At 61.0% G+C, this 17858-nt stretch carries 17 protein-coding genes; 13 read left to right on the top strand and 4 right to left on the bottom strand.

All coding sequences use genetic code 11. The annotated features are described in order from the left end of the window. Positions 1-112 precede the first annotated feature (112 nt). The 8 genes from QOM08_RS25920 (at position 113) to fdhA (ending at position 10124) form a co-directional block, all read left to right on the top strand. Positions 113-817, top strand: a complete 705-nt coding sequence (locus QOM08_RS25920; protein WP_188251822.1) for a TraX family protein — start codon at positions 113-115, stop codon at positions 815-817. 217 nt (positions 818-1034) lie between these two features. Beyond that, positions 1035-2288, top strand: a complete 1254-nt coding sequence (glyA, locus tag QOM08_RS25915) for a serine hydroxymethyltransferase (RefSeq protein WP_047228145.1) — start codon at positions 1035-1037, stop codon at positions 2286-2288. A 21-nt stretch (positions 2289-2309) separates the two neighbouring features. Beyond that, positions 2310-3560: a sarcosine oxidase subunit beta gene (locus tag QOM08_RS25910; protein ID WP_003177603.1), complete on the top strand. Its 1251-nt coding sequence runs from the start codon at positions 2310-2312 to the stop codon at positions 3558-3560. A gap of 14 nt (positions 3561-3574) precedes the next feature. Continuing rightward, on the top strand, positions 3575-3904 hold the full coding sequence (locus tag QOM08_RS25905; protein WP_003206305.1) for a sarcosine oxidase subunit delta: 330 nt from the start codon (positions 3575-3577) through the stop codon (positions 3902-3904). Further along, positions 3901-6918 (top strand): sarcosine oxidase subunit alpha, encoded by a 3018-nt coding sequence (locus QOM08_RS25900; RefSeq protein WP_047228144.1) that lies wholly within the window; start codon positions 3901-3903, stop codon positions 6916-6918. Before QOM08_RS25905 ends, QOM08_RS25900 begins: the two co-directional genes overlap by 4 nt. Positions 6919-7082: 164 nt before the next feature. Further along, positions 7083-7715, top strand: coding sequence for a sarcosine oxidase subunit gamma (locus tag QOM08_RS25895; protein ID WP_076383401.1), 633 nt, complete (start codon positions 7083-7085; stop codon positions 7713-7715). 126 nt (positions 7716-7841) lie between these two features. After that, the gene (purU, locus tag QOM08_RS25890; RefSeq protein WP_135847526.1) at positions 7842-8699 is read left to right on the top strand and encodes a formyltetrahydrofolate deformylase; all 858 of its coding nucleotides are present in this window, start codon (positions 7842-7844) and stop codon (positions 8697-8699) included. A gap of 225 nt (positions 8700-8924) precedes the next feature. Further along, complete coding sequence (gene fdhA, locus QOM08_RS25885; protein ID WP_047228141.1) at positions 8925-10124, top strand: formaldehyde dehydrogenase, glutathione-independent; 1200 nt, start codon at positions 8925-8927, stop codon at positions 10122-10124. A 93-nt stretch (positions 10125-10217) separates the two neighbouring features. Here the strand turns inward: fdhA and QOM08_RS25880 are convergent, their stop codons facing one another. The 3 genes from QOM08_RS25880 to QOM08_RS25870 form a co-directional block, all read right to left on the bottom strand. Beyond that, on the bottom strand, positions 10218-10436 hold the full coding sequence (locus tag QOM08_RS25880; protein WP_139048996.1) for a hypothetical protein: 219 nt from the start codon (positions 10434-10436) through the stop codon (positions 10218-10220). Between the two features lie 78 nt (positions 10437-10514). Next, the gene (locus QOM08_RS25875; RefSeq protein ID WP_139048997.1) at positions 10515-10718 is read right to left on the bottom strand and encodes a cold-shock protein; all 204 of its coding nucleotides are present in this window, start codon (positions 10716-10718) and stop codon (positions 10515-10517) included. Positions 10719-11004: 286 nt separating this feature from the next. After that, complete coding sequence (locus tag QOM08_RS25870; protein WP_139048998.1) at positions 11005-11427, bottom strand: DUF3757 domain-containing protein; 423 nt, start codon at positions 11425-11427, stop codon at positions 11005-11007. A gap of 314 nt (positions 11428-11741) precedes the next feature. Here QOM08_RS25870 and QOM08_RS25865 point away from each other — a divergent pair, with 314 nt between their 5' ends. Next, on the top strand, positions 11742-12323 hold the full coding sequence (locus QOM08_RS25865; RefSeq protein ID WP_047228139.1) for a DUF2780 domain-containing protein: 582 nt from the start codon (positions 11742-11744) through the stop codon (positions 12321-12323). On the opposite strand, the gene QOM08_RS25860 is transcribed toward QOM08_RS25865, so the two are convergent. Next, entirely contained in the window at positions 12324-13211 is an 888-nt protein-coding gene (locus QOM08_RS25860) for an acyltransferase (RefSeq protein WP_139049000.1), read from the bottom strand. A gap of 276 nt (positions 13212-13487) precedes the next feature. Between QOM08_RS25860 and QOM08_RS25855 the strand changes: the two genes are divergently transcribed. From QOM08_RS25855 to creD, 4 genes are all read left to right on the top strand, one after another. Further along, on the top strand, positions 13488-13991 hold the full coding sequence (locus tag QOM08_RS25855) for an ATP-dependent zinc protease (RefSeq protein WP_047228137.1): 504 nt from the start codon (positions 13488-13490) through the stop codon (positions 13989-13991). Between the two features lie 69 nt (positions 13992-14060). Continuing rightward, positions 14061-14741 (top strand): two-component system response regulator CreB, encoded by a 681-nt coding sequence (gene creB / locus QOM08_RS25850; protein ID WP_274090691.1) that lies wholly within the window; start codon positions 14061-14063, stop codon positions 14739-14741. Further along, positions 14741-16159 (top strand): two-component system sensor histidine kinase CreC, encoded by a 1419-nt coding sequence (gene creC / locus QOM08_RS25845; protein WP_316912302.1) that lies wholly within the window; start codon positions 14741-14743, stop codon positions 16157-16159. Before creB ends, creC begins: the two co-directional genes overlap by 1 nt. A 227-nt stretch (positions 16160-16386) precedes the next feature. Next, entirely contained in the window at positions 16387-17760 is a 1374-nt protein-coding gene (creD, locus tag QOM08_RS25840) for a cell envelope integrity protein CreD (RefSeq protein ID WP_316912301.1), read from the top strand. Positions 17761-17858 lie beyond the last annotated feature (98 nt).

The following is a 17858-nucleotide window of genomic DNA, read 5'->3' as shown; positions in this document are numbered from 1 at the left end:
TGAGTCCGGCACGCGGTGGTCGATAGTGGTGCGCACTTTACCCAAGATTCGCGGGGGAACACACTGGATGTTTCTGTCAGAAACTCACAAAACCGCTAGGGCGGCTGTACCCATGAACCGACGCGACGGAGCCTTGGACCTGCTCAAGTGGTTGGCTCTGTTGGCGATGGTGCTCGATCATCTGCGATATGTCGGTTACTCCGCCGATTGGTTGTATGTGCCGGGACGTCTGGCGTTCCCCTGTTTCTGTCTGGCGATGGCGGCGAACCTAGCGCGCAACGGGGCCAGTGCGAGCTCATGGCGTTACCTGGGCTGGCTGTTGCTGTTCAGCTCAGTGAGCGAAATTCCTTATCGGTTGTTTGTTCCTGTGCCGGCTACCTTGAACGTGCTGCCGACCCTGACCCTCGGGTTGCTGGTGGCGCGTAGTTGGCAAACCCATACGCTGGAAGCGCGTTTGCTGGCGGCGGGGGCGTTGCTGCTGGCGGCGCTGTTTTCCTCGCGGCTGATGTTCGGTTTTTTCGGCGTCCTGCTGCCGCTGGCGATGTTGCTGGTATTTCGCCGGCCCTGGTATTTCGCGTTGTTGCCAGGCTTGGTGTGCCTGGCGGCCAACCAGTGGCGGGTGCTGTATGGCGCGGCCTGGCTGGGGGATGCGGTGGCGATCGGCGGGTTGGTGGCGTGTCTGTTTGCGCCATGGCTTGGGCTGGTGCTTTTGCGACACGCTGGTCGTTTTCATCCTCCGCCCATGCGGCGCTGGGCCTACGGTCTGTATCCCGCGCATTTCCTGCTGTTGCTCGCGGTTCGCCAGATCGCCGCATAGCCCTATGGGAGCAAGGCCTTTGGGATAACACAGTGCTATCCCACAGGCCTTGCTCCCCGACTCTTTGAACGCATGTCGTAAACGCACCTTTGCGTGGCGTCCATAGGCATTTGACCTGCCTGCGCCGGCCATACCATCGCTTCCAAAGGGCACGACCGAACGGTGGTCAGTGCCTCACCGAGACGAAAGGCGCACCGCCGCCGCTGGGAGAGACGCGATGTTCAGCAAGCAAGACCAGATCCAGGGTTACGACGATGCACTGCTGGCGGCGATGAATGCCGAGGAGCAACGCCAGGAAGATCACATCGAGCTGATCGCGTCAGAGAACTACACCAGCAAACGTGTGATGCAGGCCCAGGGCAGCGGCCTGACCAACAAATACGCCGAAGGTTATCCGGGCAAGCGTTACTACGGTGGCTGCGAGCACGTCGACAAAGTCGAGGCCCTGGCTATCGAGCGCGCCAAGCAGTTGTTCGGTGCCGATTACGCCAACGTCCAGCCGCACTCCGGTTCTTCGGCCAACAGCGCCGTGTACCTGGCCTTGCTACAGGCCGGCGATACCATCCTGGGCATGAGCCTGGCCCACGGCGGTCACCTGACCCACGGTGCCAAGGTGTCGTCTTCGGGCAAGCTCTACAACGCGGTTCAGTACGGCATCGACACCACCACCGGCCTGATCGACTACGACGAAGTCGAGCGCCTGGCGGTCGAGCACAAGCCGAAGATGATCGTCGCCGGCTTCTCGGCCTACTCCAAGACCCTGGATTTCCCACGTTTCCGCCAGATCGCCGACAAGGTCGGTGCCCTGCTGTTCGTCGACATGGCCCACGTTGCCGGTCTGGTCGCTGCCGGTCTTTATCCAAACCCGCTGCCTTACGCCGACGTGGTCACCACCACCACTCACAAGACCCTGCGCGGTCCGCGTGGCGGCCTGATCCTGGCCAAGGCCAACGAAGAGATCGAGAAGAAGCTCAACGCTGCGGTATTCCCCGGTGCCCAGGGCGGCCCGCTGATGCACGTCATCGCCGGCAAGGCGGTGTGCTTCAAGGAAGCGGCGGAGCCAGGTTTCAAGGCCTACCAGCAGCAAGTGATCGATAACGCCCAGGCCATGGCTGGCGTGTTCATCAAGCGCGGCTACGATGTAGTGTCCGGCGGTACCGATAACCACCTGTTCCTGGTCAGCCTGATTCGTCAGGGCCTGACCGGCAAGGACGCCGACGCCGCCCTGGGCCGCGCGCACATCACCGTCAACAAGAATGCCGTGCCGAACGACCCGCAATCGCCGTTCGTGACCTCGGGCCTGCGCATCGGCACCCCGGCGGTGACCACGCGCGGCTTCAAGGTCACCCAGTGCGTGACGCTGGCCGGCTGGATCTGCGACATCCTCGACAACCTCGGCGATGCCGATGTCGAGGCCAATGTTGCCCAGCAAGTGGCGGCCCTGTGCGCGGACTTCCCGGTTTATCGCTGAGTCGGTTTTGGAGTAATGACTATGCAACGCTATTCGGGCTTCGGCCTCTTCAAACACTCTCTCAGCCATCATGAAAACTGGCAGCGGATGTGGCGCACGCCGACCCCGAAAAAGGTCTACGACGTGGTCATTGTCGGCGGTGGCGGGCATGGTCTGGCGACCGCCTACTACCTGGCCAAGGAACACGGCATCACCAACGTGGCCGTGGTCGAGAAGGGCTGGCTGGGCGGCGGTAACACCGCGCGCAACACCACCATCGTGCGCTCCAACTACCTGTGGGACGAATCGGCCCACCTGTACGAACATGCGATGAAACTCTGGGAAGGCCTGTCCCAGGACCTGAACTACAACGTGATGTTCTCCCAGCGTGGCGTCTACAACCTGTGCCATACCCTGCAGGACATTCGTGATTCCGAGCGTCGCGTCAGTGCCAACCGCCTCAACGGCGTGGACGGCGAGCTGCTCAACGCCAAACAAGTGGCCGACGAGATTCCGTACCTGGACTGCTCGAAAAACACCCGCTACCCGGTGATGGGCGCCACCGTCCAGCGTCGCGGCGGCGTGGCCCGTCACGATGCCGTGGCCTGGGGCTTTGCCCGGGCGGCGGACGCGTTGGGCGTGGACCTGATCCAGCAGACCGAAGTGATCGGTTTCCGCAAGGAAAACGGCGTGTGCATCGGTGTGGAAACCAACAAGGGCTTCATCGGCGCCAAGCGCGTCGGTGTGGTCACCGCCGGTAACTCCGGACACATGGCCAAGCTCGCGGGCTTCCGCCTGCCGATCGAATCCCACCCGCTGCAAGCGCTGGTGTCCGAGCCGATCAAGCCGATTATCGACAGCGTGATCATGTCCAACGCGGTGCACGGCTACATCAGCCAGTCCGACAAGGGCGACCTGGTGATCGGTGCCGGTATCGACGGCTACAACGGCTACGGCCAGCGTGGCTCGTACCCGGTGATCGAACACACGGTCCAGGCCATCGTCGAGATGTTCCCGGTGTTGTCCCGCGTACGCATGAACCGCCAATGGGGCGGCATTGTTGACACCACGCCGGACGCCTGCCCGATCATTTCCAAGACCCCGGTGCCGAACATGTTCTTCAACTGCGGTTGGGGCACTGGCGGCTTCAAGGCCACCCCGGGCTCGGGCAACGTCTTCGCTGCAAGCCTGGCCAAGGGTGAAATGCACCCGCTGGCCGCGCCGTTTTCCATCGACCGTTTCCACAACGGTGCACTGATCGACGAACACGGCGCTGCTGCCGTCGCCCACTAACAGGAGAAATCCCTATGTTGCACATCTTCTGTCCTCACTGCGGCGAACTGCGCTCCGAAGAGGAATTCCATGCATCCGGCCAGGCGCACATCCCGCGTCCGCTGGATCCGAATGCCTGCACCGACGAGCAGTGGGGCGACTACATGTTCTTTCGTGACAACCCGCGCGGGTTGCACCATGAGCTGTGGGACCACGTCGCCGGCTGCCGCCAGTATTTCAACGTGACCCGTGACACCGTGACCTACGAGATTCTGGAAACCTACAAGATCGGCCAAAAGCCGCAATTCACCGACAAGGCTGACAGTCCGAAAGCGGCCGCGCAGGCTCTGGGAGAGAAGGTATGAGCCAGATCAATCGCCTGTCCAACGGCGGACGGATCGACCGCAACAAAGTGCTGAGCTTCACCTTCAACGGTCAGACCTATAAAGGCTTCGAGGGCGATTCCCTGGCCGCTGCACTGCTGGCCAACGGCGTCGACATCATCGGCCGCAGCTTCAAGTATTCCCGTCCGCGTGGCATCTTTGCCGCCGGCGCCGAAGAGCCGAACGCGGTACTGCAGATCGGCGCCACCGAAGCCACGCAGATCCCTAACGTGCGCGCCACGCAACAGGCGCTGTATCAAGGGTTGGTCGCCACCAGTACCAACGGCTGGCCGAACGTGAACAACGACATGATGGGTATTCTCGGCAAGGTCGGCGGCAAGCTGATGCCGCCGGGCTTCTACTACAAAACCTTCATGTACCCGCAATCGTTCTGGATGACTTACGAAAAGTACATCCGCAAGGCCGCGGGCCTGGGTCGCTCGCCGACCGAGAACGACCCGGACACCTACGACTACATGAACCGTCATTGCGACGTGCTGGTTGTCGGCGCCGGCCCTGCTGGCCTGGCTGCCGCATTGGCCGCGGCCCGCAGCGGTGCACGGGTGATCCTGGCCGACGAGCAGGAAGAGTTCGGCGGTAGCCTGCTCGATTCCCGCGAGAGCCTGGATGGCAAACCAGCGACCGAATGGGTGGCTGCTGTTGTGGCTGAGCTCAAGTCGATGCCAGATGTGGTGCTGTTGCCGCGCGCCACGGTGAACGGTTACCACGACCATAACTTCCTGACCATCCACGAGCGCCTCACCGACCACCTGGGTGATCGCGCGCCAATCGGCCAGGTCCGCCAGCGCATCAACCGGGTCCGCGCCAAGCGCGTGGTGCTGGCGACTGGTGCCTGCGAACGGCCGCTGGTCTACGGCAACAACGACGTACCGGGCAACATGCTGGCCGGCGCGGTCTCCACCTACGTGCGCCGCTATGGCGTGGCACCGGGCAAGAAACTGGTACTGAGCACCAACAACGACCACGCCTATCGCGTGGCGCTGGACTGGCTCGACGCCAGCCTGCAAGTGGTGGCCATCGCCGACGCCCGCAGCAACCCGCGTGGTGCGCTGGTGGAAGAGGCGCGTGCCAAAGGCATCCGCATCCTCACCGGCAGCGCCGTGATCGAGGCTCGTGGCAGCAAGCGCGTCACCGGGGCCCGCATCGCCGCCATCGACGTCAAGGCGCACAAGGTCACCAGTCCCGGCGAATGGCTGGACTGCGACCTGGTGGCCAGCTCCGGCGGCTACAGCCCAGTGGTTCACCTGGCTTCGCACCTGGGCGGCAAGCCGATCTGGCGCGAAGACATCCTTGGTTTCGTACCGGGCGAAGCACCGCAGAAGCGCGTGTGCGTCGGCGGCGTGAATGGCGTCTACAGCCTGGGTGACACCTTGGCCGATGGTTTCGAAGGTGGCGTGCGCGCGGCCAACGAAGCCGGTTTCAAAGCGGTGGAGGGTGTGTTGCCCAAAGCCCTGAGCCGCCAGGAAGAACCGACCCTGGCGTTGTTCCAGGTGCCGCATGAAAAATCCACTGCACGGGCGCCGAAGCAATTCGTCGACCTGCAGAACGACGTCACTGCCGCCGCCATCGAACTCGCCACCCGCGAAGGCTTCGAGTCGGTCGAACACGTCAAGCGCTACACCGCACTGGGCTTTGGTACTGACCAGGGCAAGCTGGGCAACGTCAACGGCCTGGCCATCGCGGCTCGCTCGCTGAACGTGAGCATCCCGCAGATGGGCACCACCATGTTCCGCCCGAACTACACGCCGGTGACCTTCGGCGCGATAGCCGGGCGGCACTGCGGGCACATCTTCGAACCGGTACGCTTCACCGCGCTGCATGCCTGGCATGTGAAAAACGGTGCTGAATTCGAAGACGTCGGCCAGTGGAAGCGCCCTTGGTACTTCCCGAAGAACGGCGAAGACATGCACGCTGCGGTCAAGCGCGAATGCAAAGCCGTGCGCGATAGCGTCGGCCTGCTGGATGCCTCGACTCTGGGCAAGATCGATATCCAGGGCCCGGACGCCCGCGAGTTCCTTAACCGCGTGTACACCAACGCCTGGACCAAGCTCGACGTGGGCAAGGCCCGCTACGGTTTGATGTGCAAGGAAGACGGCATGGTCTTCGACGATGGCGTGACGGCCTGTCTGGCGGACAACCATTTCGTGATGACCACCACCACTGGCGGCGCGGCGCGCGTGCTGCAATGGCTGGAGATCTATCACCAGACCGAATGGCCGGACCTGAAGGTGTACTTCACTTCGGTTACCGACCACTGGGCGACCATGACCCTGTCGGGCCCCAACAGCCGCAAGCTGCTGAGCGAAGTCACCGACATCGACCTGGACAAGGACGCTTTCCCGTTCATGACCTGGAAAGAAGGCCTGGTGGGTGGTGTACCGGCGCGGGTGTTCCGTATCTCGTTCACCGGCGAACTGTCGTACGAAGTCAACGTGCAGGCCGACTACGCCATGGGCGTGCTCGAGCAGATCGTCGAGGCCGGGAAGAAATACAACCTGACCCCGTATGGCACCGAGACCATGCACGTATTGCGGGCCGAGAAGGGCTTTATCATTGTCGGTCAGGACACTGACAGCTCGATGACCCCGGACGACCTGAACATGGGCTGGTGCGTAGGCCGGACCAAACCGTTCTCGTGGATCGGCTGGCGTGGCATGAATCGCGAAGACTGTGTGCGTGAGGACCGCAAGCAACTGGTGGGCCTCAAGCCGATCGACCCGAATGTCTGGCTGCCGGAAGGTGCGCAACTGGTGTTCAACACCAAGCAGGCGATCCCGATGACCATGGTCGGTCATGTGACGTCCAGCTACGCCCACAACTCCCTGGGTTACTCATTTGCCATGGGCGTGGTCAAGGGCGGCCTCAAGCGGATGGGCGAACGCGTGTTCGCGCCATTGGCCGACGGCAGCGTGATCGAGGCAGAGATTGTTTCTTCGGTGTTCTTCGATCCGAAGGGGGATCGGCAGAATATCTAATGACCTTCAGGTCTGTGGTGAGCAGCTGCTACGCGTTGTCCGCATCGCGAGCAGGCTCGCTCCCACAGGAGATCGCATGACCCTTGTGGGAGCGAGCCTGCTCGCGATGGCGGTAGAACAGCCACCACAAGGGCCTGAATCAGAATTCAAGACAGGTGCTCCATATGACCGCAGTCAACGTGTACCAACAACGCCCAACCACCGGGGCCAAGGCCGAGTCGTCGCTGCACCATGCCGACCTCGCCAGCCTGGTGGGCAAGGGTCGCAAGAACGCCGGCGTGACCGTGCGCGAGAAGAAACTCCTGGGCCACTTGACCATCCGTGGCGATGGTCATGACCCTGCGTTCGCTGCTGGCGTGCACAAGGCCCTGGGCCTGGAGCTGCCGGGCGCGCTGACCGTCATCGTCAAGGGCGAAACCAGCCTGCAATGGCTCGGCCCGGACGAGTGGCTGCTGGTGGTGCCCAGTGGCGAAGAATTTGCCGCCGAGAAAAACCTGCGCGAAGCCCTGGGCGATCTGCATATCCAGATCGTCAACGTCAGTGGCGGCCAGCAGATCCTCGAACTGTCAGGCCCGAATGTGCGCGACGTGCTGATGAAATCCACCAGCTATGACGTACACCCAAGCAATTTCCCGGTGGGCAAGGCCGTGGGCACGGTGTTCGCCAAGTCGCAACTGGTGATCCGCCACACGGGCGAAGACACCTGGGAACTGGTGATTCGCCGCAGCTTCTCCGATTACTGGTGGCTGTGGTTGCAGGATGCCGCGGCTGAGTATGGGTTGAGCGTGCAGGCATAACCATGATCGTTCCCACGCTCTGCGTGGGAATGCATCCCGGGACGCTCTGCGTCCCAAAAGCGGACGCAGAGCGTCCATGGCGGCATTCCCACGCAGAGCATGGGAACGATCAGAGGAGTATCACGAATGAGCCGCGCCCCAGACACATGGATCTTGACTGCCGACTGCCCCAGCGTGCTCGGCACGGTGGACGCGGTGACCCGCTTTCTGTTCGAGCAGGGCTGCTACGTCACCGAGCACCATTCCTTCGACGATCGGCTTTCGGCGCGTTTCTTCATTCGTGTGGAATTTCGCCAGCCGGATGGCTTTGACGAGCAGAGCTTTCGCAGCGGCCTGGCCGAACGTGCGCAAGCCTTTGGCATGGTCTTCGAACTGACGCCACCCAACTACCGGCCCAAAGTGGTGATCATGGTCTCCAAGGCCGATCACTGCCTCAACGACCTGCTCTACCGTCAGCGCATCGGCCAGTTGTCCATGGACGTCGTGGCCGTGGTGTCCAACCACCCGGACCTCAAGCCGCTGGCCGACTGGCACCAGATTCCGTACTACCATTTCCCCCTGGACCCGAACGACAAACCGTCCCAGGAGCGGCAGGTGTGGCAGGTGATCGAAGACACCGGCGCCGAGCTGGTGATTCTCGCCCGCTACATGCAAGTGCTGTCGCCGGAGCTGTGTCGCAAGCTCGACGGCAAGGCGATCAACATCCATCACTCGCTGCTGCCGGGCTTCAAGGGCGCCAAGCCGTATCACCAGGCCTACAACAAAGGCGTGAAACTGGTCGGCGCCACGGCGCACTACATCAACAACGACCTGGACGAAGGCCCGATCATCGCTCAGGGCGTGGAAGTGGTGGACCACAGCCACTATCCCGAAGACCTGATCGCCAAGGGCCGGGACATCGAAGGGCTGACCCTGGCCCGGGCCGTGGGGTATCACATCGAGCGAAGGGTGTTTCTCAACGCCAACAGAACTGTCGTTCTTTAGATTTTTGGGGCCGCTTCGCAGCCCATTCGCGAGCAAGCTCGCTCCCACAGGATCTGCGTCGTTATACAGATTCTGATGACACCCACAATCCACTGTGGGAGCGAGCTTGCTCGCGATGAGGCCCTTACAGACAACAAAGAAACAAGACACAAGCACTACCCGAGCAATCAACGCGCTGCCTGCCTGGGCAACGCAGTTTCATAAAAACAACAGCGAGGTGAAAGCATGTCTGGCAATCGTGGTGTCGTGTATCTCGGCAACGGCAAGGTCGAAGTACAGAAAATCGACTATCCAAAAATGCAGGACCCGCGTGGCAGGAAGATCGAGCACGGCGTCATCCTGCGCGTGGTATCCACCAACATCTGCGGCTCCGACCAGCACATGGTGCGCGGCCGCACCACCGCTCAGACCGGCCTGGTCCTGGGCCACGAAATCACCGGTGAAGTGATCGAAAAGGGCAACGACGTCGAAAACCTGAAGATTGGCGATCTGGTGTCTGTTCCGTTCAACGTGGCTTGCGGGCGCTGCCGTTCCTGCAAAGAACAACACACCGGCGTCTGCCTGACCGTCAACCCGGCCCGTGCCGGCGGTGCCTACGGTTATGTGGACATGGGTGACTGGACCGGCGGTCAGGCCGAATACGTGCTGGTGCCGTACGCGGATTTCAACCTGTTGAAGCTGCCGGACCGCGACAAGGCCATGGAGAAAATCCGCGACCTGACCTGCCTGTCCGACATCCTGCCGACCGGTTACCACGGCGCCGTCACCGCCGGCGTTGGTCCTGGCAGCTCCGTCTACATCGCGGGTGCCGGTCCGGTTGGCCTGGCGGCTGCCGCTTCCGCCCGCCTGCTGGGTGCCGCTGTGGTCATTATCGGTGACGTCAACCCGATCCGCCTGGCCCACGCCAAGGCCCAGGGTTTTGAAATCGCCGACCTGTCCAAAGACACCCCGCTGCACGAACAGATCGCCGCGCTGCTGGGCGAACCGGAAGTCGACTGCGCCGTTGACGCGGTGGGCTTCGAAGCCCGTGGTCACGGCCATGAAGGCGTCAAGCACGAAGCTCCGGCCACCGTGCTCAACTCGTTGATGGGTGTGGTTCGCGTAGCCGGCAAGATCGGCATCCCCGGCCTCTACGTCACCGAAGACCCGGGCGCGGTCGATGCCGCGGCAAAAATGGGTAGCCTGAGCATCCGTTTCGGTCTGGGCTGGGCCAAGTCCCACAGCTTCCACACCGGCCAGACCCCGGTGATGAAGTACAACCGCCAACTGATGCAAGCCATCATGTGGGATCGCATCAACATCGCAGAAATCGTCGGCGTACAGGTCATCAGCCTGGACGACGCGCCTAAAGGCTACGGCGAGTTCGATGCAGGCGTACCGAAGAAGTTTGTGATCGATCCGCACAAGATGTTCAGTGCGGCCTAAGCGGTAGGCAAGACGGACAAAGGGCGACAGCGATGTCGCCCTTTTTATTCGGCACAGCGCAAGCAGCAGCTTGTAGTACTGAAGCGACTGGGCTTACTCGTCGTCGCTGATGACCTGAAGATTGATCGCGTAATATTGCCCATCGTCGCCCAACATCAACTCGTACGCCACTTTCTGTCCGGGTTTTATGACCGGCCCGCCTTCTTCGACTGGAGGGACCCTGAAGAAGATGTTTTGCCCATTTGCATGGGACGGCGTTAATCCAATGCCGCCTTCAGCGGAGTCATGACGCTTTACAGGCTGCTTTTCCATGGCAAAACTCCTATCAAAAGAGTTTGGGCCTGCGGTCCGGAGTGCGAGCTGTCGAAACATACCCGCACCGCGACCAACTTATGCAGGTTGAACGTTGTCGGCTTGCATGCCTTTTTGCCCTTTGGCAGCCTCATAGGTCACTTTTTGTCCTTCTTTCAAGGTCTTGAAACCGTCGCCTTTTATAGCTTTGAAATGGACGAAGAGATCATCACCGCCGTCATCCGGTGTGATAAAACCATAGCCCTTTTCATCGTTGAACCACTTTACTGTTCCGTTACTCATGTTCTTCTCGCCTGGATGAAGGGTTTGGTGCGGGTAAGCGATGGGGGTCGCTTGTATCTCGTTGATGCGTGATTGAGCTTAACTCAGTGAAAAGGGTTGCCTACTGTCAGAGTTGACAGTAGGCGAGGGCTTTATGGAATAACTGCTCGTCTTGTTATGTCCAGCAGAGCAGCGCCTGGCGGTTCGCCGACATGGGGTCGTTCCCTGAATAGGCTGGTATTTATTCCGGCGTCACTCTGGTGGCCTGCATGCCCTTGCTATATTCAGATGAATTATGACTTAACAATCAAAAGCTAAGGTTGAAGTAGTCGGCGGTTATCAGCTTGCAGGCCTTAGTGTCCAAGCTCTCGCAGCGATTGTCTTCCCATGGCGAAAATCCCGGTTCCACAACCTGGAGATACTCCAGCGTCAAGTTTATTTCGCCGTATTTGCACGTGATGGTCATCCTTGTGGGCGTCTGCTCGGCGTCGTCGGGCTCATCAATAGCGTATTCGGCACCGTTGAATTGCAGCAGAGCCGGATCGACCACGTCCACCAGGCTTTGGCTCTGCCACTCGCGATCATCCTGTACTTCGACTGAATAGATATCTTCCACGGATTCAATTTTTCTGTGGATGTCAGTGACGGCGGGACAGGTTATTTCATTGGCCTGGATATGGCCGACAAACAGCATCAGTAATCCCGCCCCTTTCGCCAGTGTGTTTTGCATGTGTCGGGTTCCCAGGTTTGGTTGGTTGCTATGGTTTGCGGCTTTTTTCCGGCGGGCTACTGTCAGTGTTGCCAGTTGTTCATACCCATTTTGAATAACAAACGTGTACCTATTGAGTCTTGGCAATAACACTTCAACTGTTTTTGTTTATATAAGCGGTCGCCTGCGTCTGACGCGGGGCACTGGGACAATGAATGGCGTGCCGGGCATACGGCGTGTGTGGGGGAACAATCCTCGCCCGCCCCAGTCAAACGCACGATTTTGCGCCGCCCCTTTAGTGGGCGGCTTTTTCATGGCTCAAGAGGATGTCCCGGATGAAGGTTTCACGAGGTTTTGCACTGTCTTGCCTGCTCGCGCTGGCAAGCAGCCCGGCCTTCGCGCAGTTCAGCCTCAGTGATGCGGCCAATGCGGTGGCGGCGATGCAGGGCGATCAGCCGGGGGAGGGCGCGGTGGCAGCTGCGCCGCAAGCCGCCGGGTTGCTCAATACCCTGGGCTCGGAGCTCAAGATCACTCCGGAACAGGCCATCGGCGGTGCCGGTGCGATGCTGGGGCTGGCGAAGAACCGACTCAGTGAGCCGCAGTTTTCCGAATTGAGCAAAAGCGTGCCGGGCCTGGATCAGATCGCTGGCAACAACGCTATCGGTGGGCTGAATGGCTTGGGTGGCCTGGGCGGCTTGCTCGGTGGCGGGTCGGACAAGAACGCCTTGCTCGACGGCCTGCTGGGTAACGTCAAGGACACCCACGACCTGAACAACGCCTTCAGCGCGCTGGGCATGGACAGCGGCATGATCGGCCAGTTTGCCCCGGTGATCCTTGAATACCTCGGCCAGCAGGGCGTGGCCAGTTCGCTGCTGCAGAACCTGGGTGGCATCTGGGGAGCCGGCGCGGGTATCTGATCAGCCGCGCTCGCTGCGCAAGGCGGCGATGCGCTGATCTTTTTCGATCCAGAGCTGGTTCACCCAGTTCTGGACATGCTGGCGAAACACCGGATCGTTTTCGTAATCGCCCTGCCACAGCGCCGGGTCCAGTTCGCGGGTCTGGATGTCGATAATGACTTTCGGCACCGCACCGCTGATCAAATCCCAGAACCCCGGCGTCCGTTCCTGGGGGTACACCACCGTCACGTCCAGCACCGCGTCCAGTTGCTCGCCCAGCGCTGCCAGCACGAATGCCACGCCACCGGCCTTGGGTTTGAGCAGGTGGGTGAAGGGAGACTGTTGCTGTTGGCTCTTGGCGGCGGTGAAGCGTGTGCCTTCGAGGTAATTCACCACGGTGACTCGTTGGCGCTTGAACAGCTCGCAGGCCTGACGGGTGATTTCCAGGTCTTTGCCTGCCAGCTCCGGATTTTTTGCCAGGAAGGCCTTGGTGTAGCGTTTCATGAACGGGTAATCCAGCGCCCACCAGGCCAGGCCCAGGAACGGTACCCAGATCAGCTCTTTCTTGAGGAAAAACTTGAAGAACGGCGTACGCCGGTTGAGGGCCTGGATCAGCGCGGGGATGTCGACCCAGGACTGGTGATTGCTGATGACCAGATAAGAGGTGTCGCGGCGCAAGTCGCCACCGCCGCGTATTTCCCAGCGGGTGGGGATGCACAGGGCAAAGATCAGTTTGTCGATTTCGGCCCAGGTTTCGGCGATCCACATCACTGCCCACGAGGCGCAGTCGCGAAGACGCCCGGGCAGGACCAGTTTGAGCAGCGCGAACACCATCAACGGCCCGAACAGCACCAGGGTGTTGAGTAACAGCAGCAGGGTGACAAAACAGCCGGTGAGCAGGCGGCGCATACATGACTCTTGCAAACAGGTGGGCGGGCCATGATAAGCAGCTTCGGGCGGCAGGCCAAATCGAGGTGAAACGAGCGAAGTGATCTGTGGGAGCAAAGCTTGCTCGCGATGAACGTAACGCCATTTCTCTGGAAAACCGTGATGCCCGTATCGCAAGCAGGCTTTGCTCCCACAGACCCTCTTTCCCCGGCAGAGATGTTCTTGACGCCAACCGAACGAATTCACAGCCCACGGTCTAAAATCCCGCTGCCCACCCATACAAAGGAAGTCCATTACGTGAAATCCCTTCTCGCTCTGCTTTCCCTGGTGGCCCTTCCAGTGCTGGCCGCCGAACCGACCCTGTACGGGCGCTACGAATACATCGCACTGCCGGAAATCGGCGGTGAGGTGCTCAAGGCCAAGATGGACACCGGCGCCCTGACGGCCTCGCTGTCGGCCAAGGACATCGAAACCTTTACCCGCGACGGCGAGGACTGGGTACGGTTCCGCCTGGCGACCAAAGGCGCGAGCAACAAGCTCTTTGAGCACAAGGTCGCACGCATCAGCAAGATCAAGACCCGTTCGGAAGAAGATGAAGACGACGAATCGGCTGCCCCCAGCAAACGTCCGGTGGTGGAGCTTGAAATGTGCCTGGGTGATGTCAAGCGGACCGTTGAGGTCAACCTGACGGACCGCAGCAGCTTCAACTACCCGCTGCTGATCGGCGCCAAGGCCCTGCGCGAGTTTGATGCGGCGGTGAACCCGGCCCGACGTTTTACCGCTGACAAGCCCGACTGCTGATTTCCCTGATTGACGTGCCCCCGGGGTTGGGGCACCGTTCCGGCAACTTTACTGTCGGGCGCGGACGCCATGCCTCACATTCTGATTGTCGAAGACGAAGGCGCCATTGCCGATACGCTGGTGTTTGCCCTGCAAGGGGAGGGTTTCGGCACCACCTGGCTGAGCCTTGGCGCGGCTGCGCTTGAGCATCAGAAAAGCACCCCGGCGGACCTGATTATCCTCGACGTGGGCCTGCCGGATATCAGCGGATTCGAGACGTGCAAAAATCTCAGACGTTTCAGCGACGTTCCGGTCATCTTTCTTACAGCCCGTGATGCTGAGATCGACCGGGTGGTGGGGCTGGAGATCGGGGCCGACGATTATGTGGTCAAACCGTTCAGCCCTCGGGAAGTGGCGGCGAGGGTCCGCGCCATCCTCAAGCGCGTCGCGCCGCGACCGCCCACGGATCTGGGCGCTGGGCTATTTCAGGTCGACACCGAGCGGGTGCAGATCCACTATCGTGGCAGACCGCTGAACCTCACCCGCCACGAATTCCGCCTGTTGAACTGTCTGCTGGAGCAACCCGAGCGAGTGTTCAGCCGCGAACAACTGCTCGACGCCCTGGGAGTGGCCAGTGATGCCGGCTACGAGCGCAGCATCGACAGCCACATCAAGAGCGTGCGCGCCAAATTGCGCCTGGTCAGGGCCGAGGCTGAACCGATCCAGACTCACCGTGGCCTCGGCTACAGCTACAGCCCGGGACATAGCTGATGTCGCTGGGCATCCGGATTTTCCTGGTGTATGTGCTGTTCATCGGTTTGACCGGGTATTTCGTCCTCAACACAGTGATGGAAGAAATACGCCCCGGCGTGCGCCAGTCCACCGAAGAAACCCTGGTGGACACCGCTAACCTGATGGCCGAGATCCTGCGGGACGATTTCAAGGCCGGCACCCTCAACCAGAACCGCTGGCCGCAACTGCTCAAGGCTTACGGTGAGCGCCAGCCTGCAGCATCGATCTGGGGGTTGCCAAAGAACCAGGTCAACCATCGCATCTACGTCACGGACGCCAAGGGGATTGTGGTGCTCGACTCCAGCGGTGTGGCGGTGGGCCAGGATTATTCGCGCTGGAACGACGTCTACCTGACCCTGCGCGGGCAATACGGCGCACGCTCGACCCGCAGCGTTGCCGATGATCCGACGTCTTCGGTGATGCACGTTGGCGCGCCGATTCGCGACAACGGCCGGATTATCGGCGTGGTCACCGTGGCCAAGCCCAACAGTTCGCTGCAACCCTATGTCGACCGCACCGAGCGGCGCCTGTTGGCTTACGGCGCCGGGTTGATCGGCCTGGGGCTGCTGTTGGGCGCCTTGTTGTCGTGGTGGCTGAGCGCGGCGCTACGGCGTTTGACTGTTTATGCCGAGGCCGTCAGCCAAGGGCAACGGGTAGAGGTGCCGCATTATCGCGGTGGCGAGTTCGAGCAACTGGCCGGTGCGGTGGAACACATGCGCACCCAACTGGAAGGCAAGGCTTACGTCGAGCGCTACGTGCACACCCTGACTCACGAACTCAAGAGCCCGCTGGCGGCAATCCGTGGTGCCGCCGAGTTGCTGCAGAGCGACATGCCGACGGCCCAGCGTCAGCGTTTCGTCAGCAACATCGACAACGAAAGCGTGCGCATGCAGCAGTTGATCGAGCGTTTGCTCAACCTGGCCCAGGTCGAGCAGCGACAGGGACTGGAAGAAGAGGTTGCCGTGCCGCTGGCGGCATTGATGGACGAGCTGCTGGAGGCCCGCAGTGGCTGGATCGAAAGCCGGCAGTTGCAGATCGAGCGGCACATTGCCGTGGACCTGACATTGACGGGGGAGCCGTTTCTGTTGCGTCAGGCCCTGGGCAATCTGCTGGAAAACGCCCTGGACTTCACGCCCGTCAACGGGCTGTTGCGCATGAGTGCCGAGCGTGTCGGCAACCGCGTCGAGATCCGGCTGTTCAATCAGGCCGAACCGATTCCCGCCTACGCCCTGCCGCGTCTGAGTGAACGCTTCTACTCCCTGCCGCGCCCTGACAGTGGTCGCAAGAGCACCGGGTTGGGCCTCAACTTTGTGGAGGAAGTGGTGCAGTTGCATGCCGGGGAGTTCAGTATTGGCAATGTCGAGGGTGGGGTTGAGGTGGTTTTGCGGTTGCCTTGAAAACCGCCTCTGCCGCCTGACAGAACACAACCCTGTGGGAGCGAGCCTGCTCGCGATAGCAGTGGCTCAGCTTGCACGGGTGTTGCTTGACAGTCAGCTATCGCGAGCAGGCTCGCTCCCACAGTTCGTTTGCCTTGGGCAGTCTCCACACAATCTCCACAATCTCTCAATAACCCCAGCACACAGCCGGCTCAAGCTCTCCCTCATTCGAACAGGGAGAGCCCCACATGAACCGCAGCCTCGCCGTAAAACTGGGCATGATTGCCCTATTGATCCTCCTGCTGATGATCCCGTTGTTGATGATCAACGGCCTCATCGACGAGCGTCAGGAACTGCGCGACGGTGTACTGCAGGACATCGCCCGCAGTTCCAGTCATAGCCAGCAACTCATCGGGCCGATGATCGTGGTGCCGTTTCGCAAGGATGTGCGGGTCTGGAATACCAACGAGAAGACCGGCGCGCGGTTCCTGGAAACCGTCGAGCAAAGCGGTGAGTTGTATTTTCTGCCGGAGCAATTGGACGTCGACGGCCAGATCCGCACAGAAACCCGTGCACGCGGGATCTACGAGGCGCGGTTGTTTCATGCCGACAACCGGATCGACGGCCACTTCAAGGTGCCTGAGCGTTTCGGCGTGGCCACCAAGGATTTTGCCGACTACCGCTTTGACGAGCCCTATCTGAGCGTGGGCATCAGCGACATCCGCGGCATCGAGAATGCACTGACCCTGAAGCTCAACCAGCAGACCGTCGATTTCCTGCCCGGCTCGCGGATCGGCTGGCTGGGGCAGGGCGTGCATGTGCCGCTGCCAATGGTCACGGCCCAGGGCAGCACTGAGCTGACCTTCGGTTTCGACCTGCGGCTGCAAGGCACCGGTCAATTGCAGATTCTGCCGGTAGGTAAGTCCACCCAAGTGCACCTGTCGGCCGACTGGCCGCACCCCAGCTTCATCGGCAACTACCTGCCGACCCAGCGCGACATCAATGAGCAGGGCTTCAGTGCCGACTGGCAGACCTCGTTTTTCTCTACCAACCTGCTGGAAACCTTGCAAGCCTGCGAGCCAAGCGATGGCTGTGAAGCGTTTCGCAGCCGTGCCTTTGGTGTGAGTTTCATCGACCCGGTGGACCAATATCTCAAGAGCGACCGGGCGATCAAATATGCACTGCTGTTCATAGCGCTGACGTTTGCCGGGTTCTTTCTCCTCGAAGTGCTCAAGAGCCTGGCGGTGCATCCGGTCCAGTACGCCTTGGTAGGCGTGGCTCTGGCGTTCTTTTACCTGTTGCTGCTGTCCCTGTCGGAACACATCGGTTTTGCCCTGGCGTATTTGCTGTCAGCCAGCGCCTGTGTGCTGCTGATCGGGTTCTATGTCTGCCATGTGTTGCGCAGCGTGAGCCATGGCCTGGGGTTTTCGGCGGGGTTGGCGGGCTTGTACGGTTTGCTCTATGGATTGTTGAGTGCCGAGGACTACGCCTTGCTGATGGGCTCGCTGTTGCTGTTCGGTCTGCTCGGTGTGTTCATGGTATTGACCCGTAAGCTGGACTGGTACCGGGTGGGGGCGAAGCCGACGGCTGCGATGACGTTCGATCTGGGAGAGGTGAAATGAGCCGGTCGCTGGGGTTGCGCGAGGACCGGCAATGGCGAGCAGTGCTGGTGACGCGCATAGGGCAGTTGTTTCCCTTGGATCCGCTGCGCTGCCATCGC

This window comes from Pseudomonas sp. P105, assembly GCF_032614175.1.
In the GTDB taxonomy this organism is placed as follows: Bacteria; Pseudomonadota; Gammaproteobacteria; order Pseudomonadales; family Pseudomonadaceae; genus Aquipseudomonas; species Aquipseudomonas rhizophila.
This window is presented reverse-complemented; position numbering and strand designations above follow the sequence as displayed.

Bases quoted from the DNA above. Each gene is read 5' to 3' on its own strand.
- QOM08_RS25880 (WP_139048996.1), bottom strand. From the start codon at position 10,436: ATGGAAAAGCAGCCTGTAAAGCGTCATGACTCCGCTGAAGGCGGCATT.
- creC (WP_316912302.1), top strand. From the start codon at position 14,741: ATGTCGCTGGGCATCCGGATTTTCCTGGTGTATGTGCTGTTCATCGGT.
- creB (WP_274090691.1), top strand. From the start codon at position 14,061: ATGCCTCACATTCTGATTGTCGAAGACGAAGGCGCCATTGCCGATACG.
- QOM08_RS25860 (WP_139049000.1), bottom strand. From the start codon at position 13,211: ATGCGCCGCCTGCTCACCGGCTGTTTTGTCACCCTGCTGCTGTTACTC.
- QOM08_RS25905 (WP_003206305.1), top strand. From the start codon at position 3,575: ATGTTGCACATCTTCTGTCCTCACTGCGGCGAACTGCGCTCCGAAGAG.
- QOM08_RS25865 (WP_047228139.1), top strand. From the start codon at position 11,742: ATGAAGGTTTCACGAGGTTTTGCACTGTCTTGCCTGCTCGCGCTGGCA.
- QOM08_RS25875 (WP_139048997.1), bottom strand. From the start codon at position 10,718: ATGAGTAACGGAACAGTAAAGTGGTTCAACGATGAAAAGGGCTATGGT.
- glyA (WP_047228145.1), top strand. From the start codon at position 1,035: ATGTTCAGCAAGCAAGACCAGATCCAGGGTTACGACGATGCACTGCTG.
- QOM08_RS25895 (WP_076383401.1), top strand. From the start codon at position 7,083: ATGACCGCAGTCAACGTGTACCAACAACGCCCAACCACCGGGGCCAAG.
- purU (WP_135847526.1), top strand. From the start codon at position 7,842: ATGAGCCGCGCCCCAGACACATGGATCTTGACTGCCGACTGCCCCAGC.
- QOM08_RS25910 (WP_003177603.1), top strand. From the start codon at position 2,310: ATGCAACGCTATTCGGGCTTCGGCCTCTTCAAACACTCTCTCAGCCAT.
- creD (WP_316912301.1), top strand. From the start codon at position 16,387: ATGAACCGCAGCCTCGCCGTAAAACTGGGCATGATTGCCCTATTGATC.
- QOM08_RS25920 (WP_188251822.1), top strand. From the start codon at position 113: ATGAACCGACGCGACGGAGCCTTGGACCTGCTCAAGTGGTTGGCTCTG.
- QOM08_RS25900 (WP_047228144.1), top strand. From the start codon at position 3,901: ATGAGCCAGATCAATCGCCTGTCCAACGGCGGACGGATCGACCGCAAC.
- QOM08_RS25870 (WP_139048998.1), bottom strand. From the start codon at position 11,427: ATGCAAAACACACTGGCGAAAGGGGCGGGATTACTGATGCTGTTTGTC.
- fdhA (WP_047228141.1), top strand. From the start codon at position 8,925: ATGTCTGGCAATCGTGGTGTCGTGTATCTCGGCAACGGCAAGGTCGAA.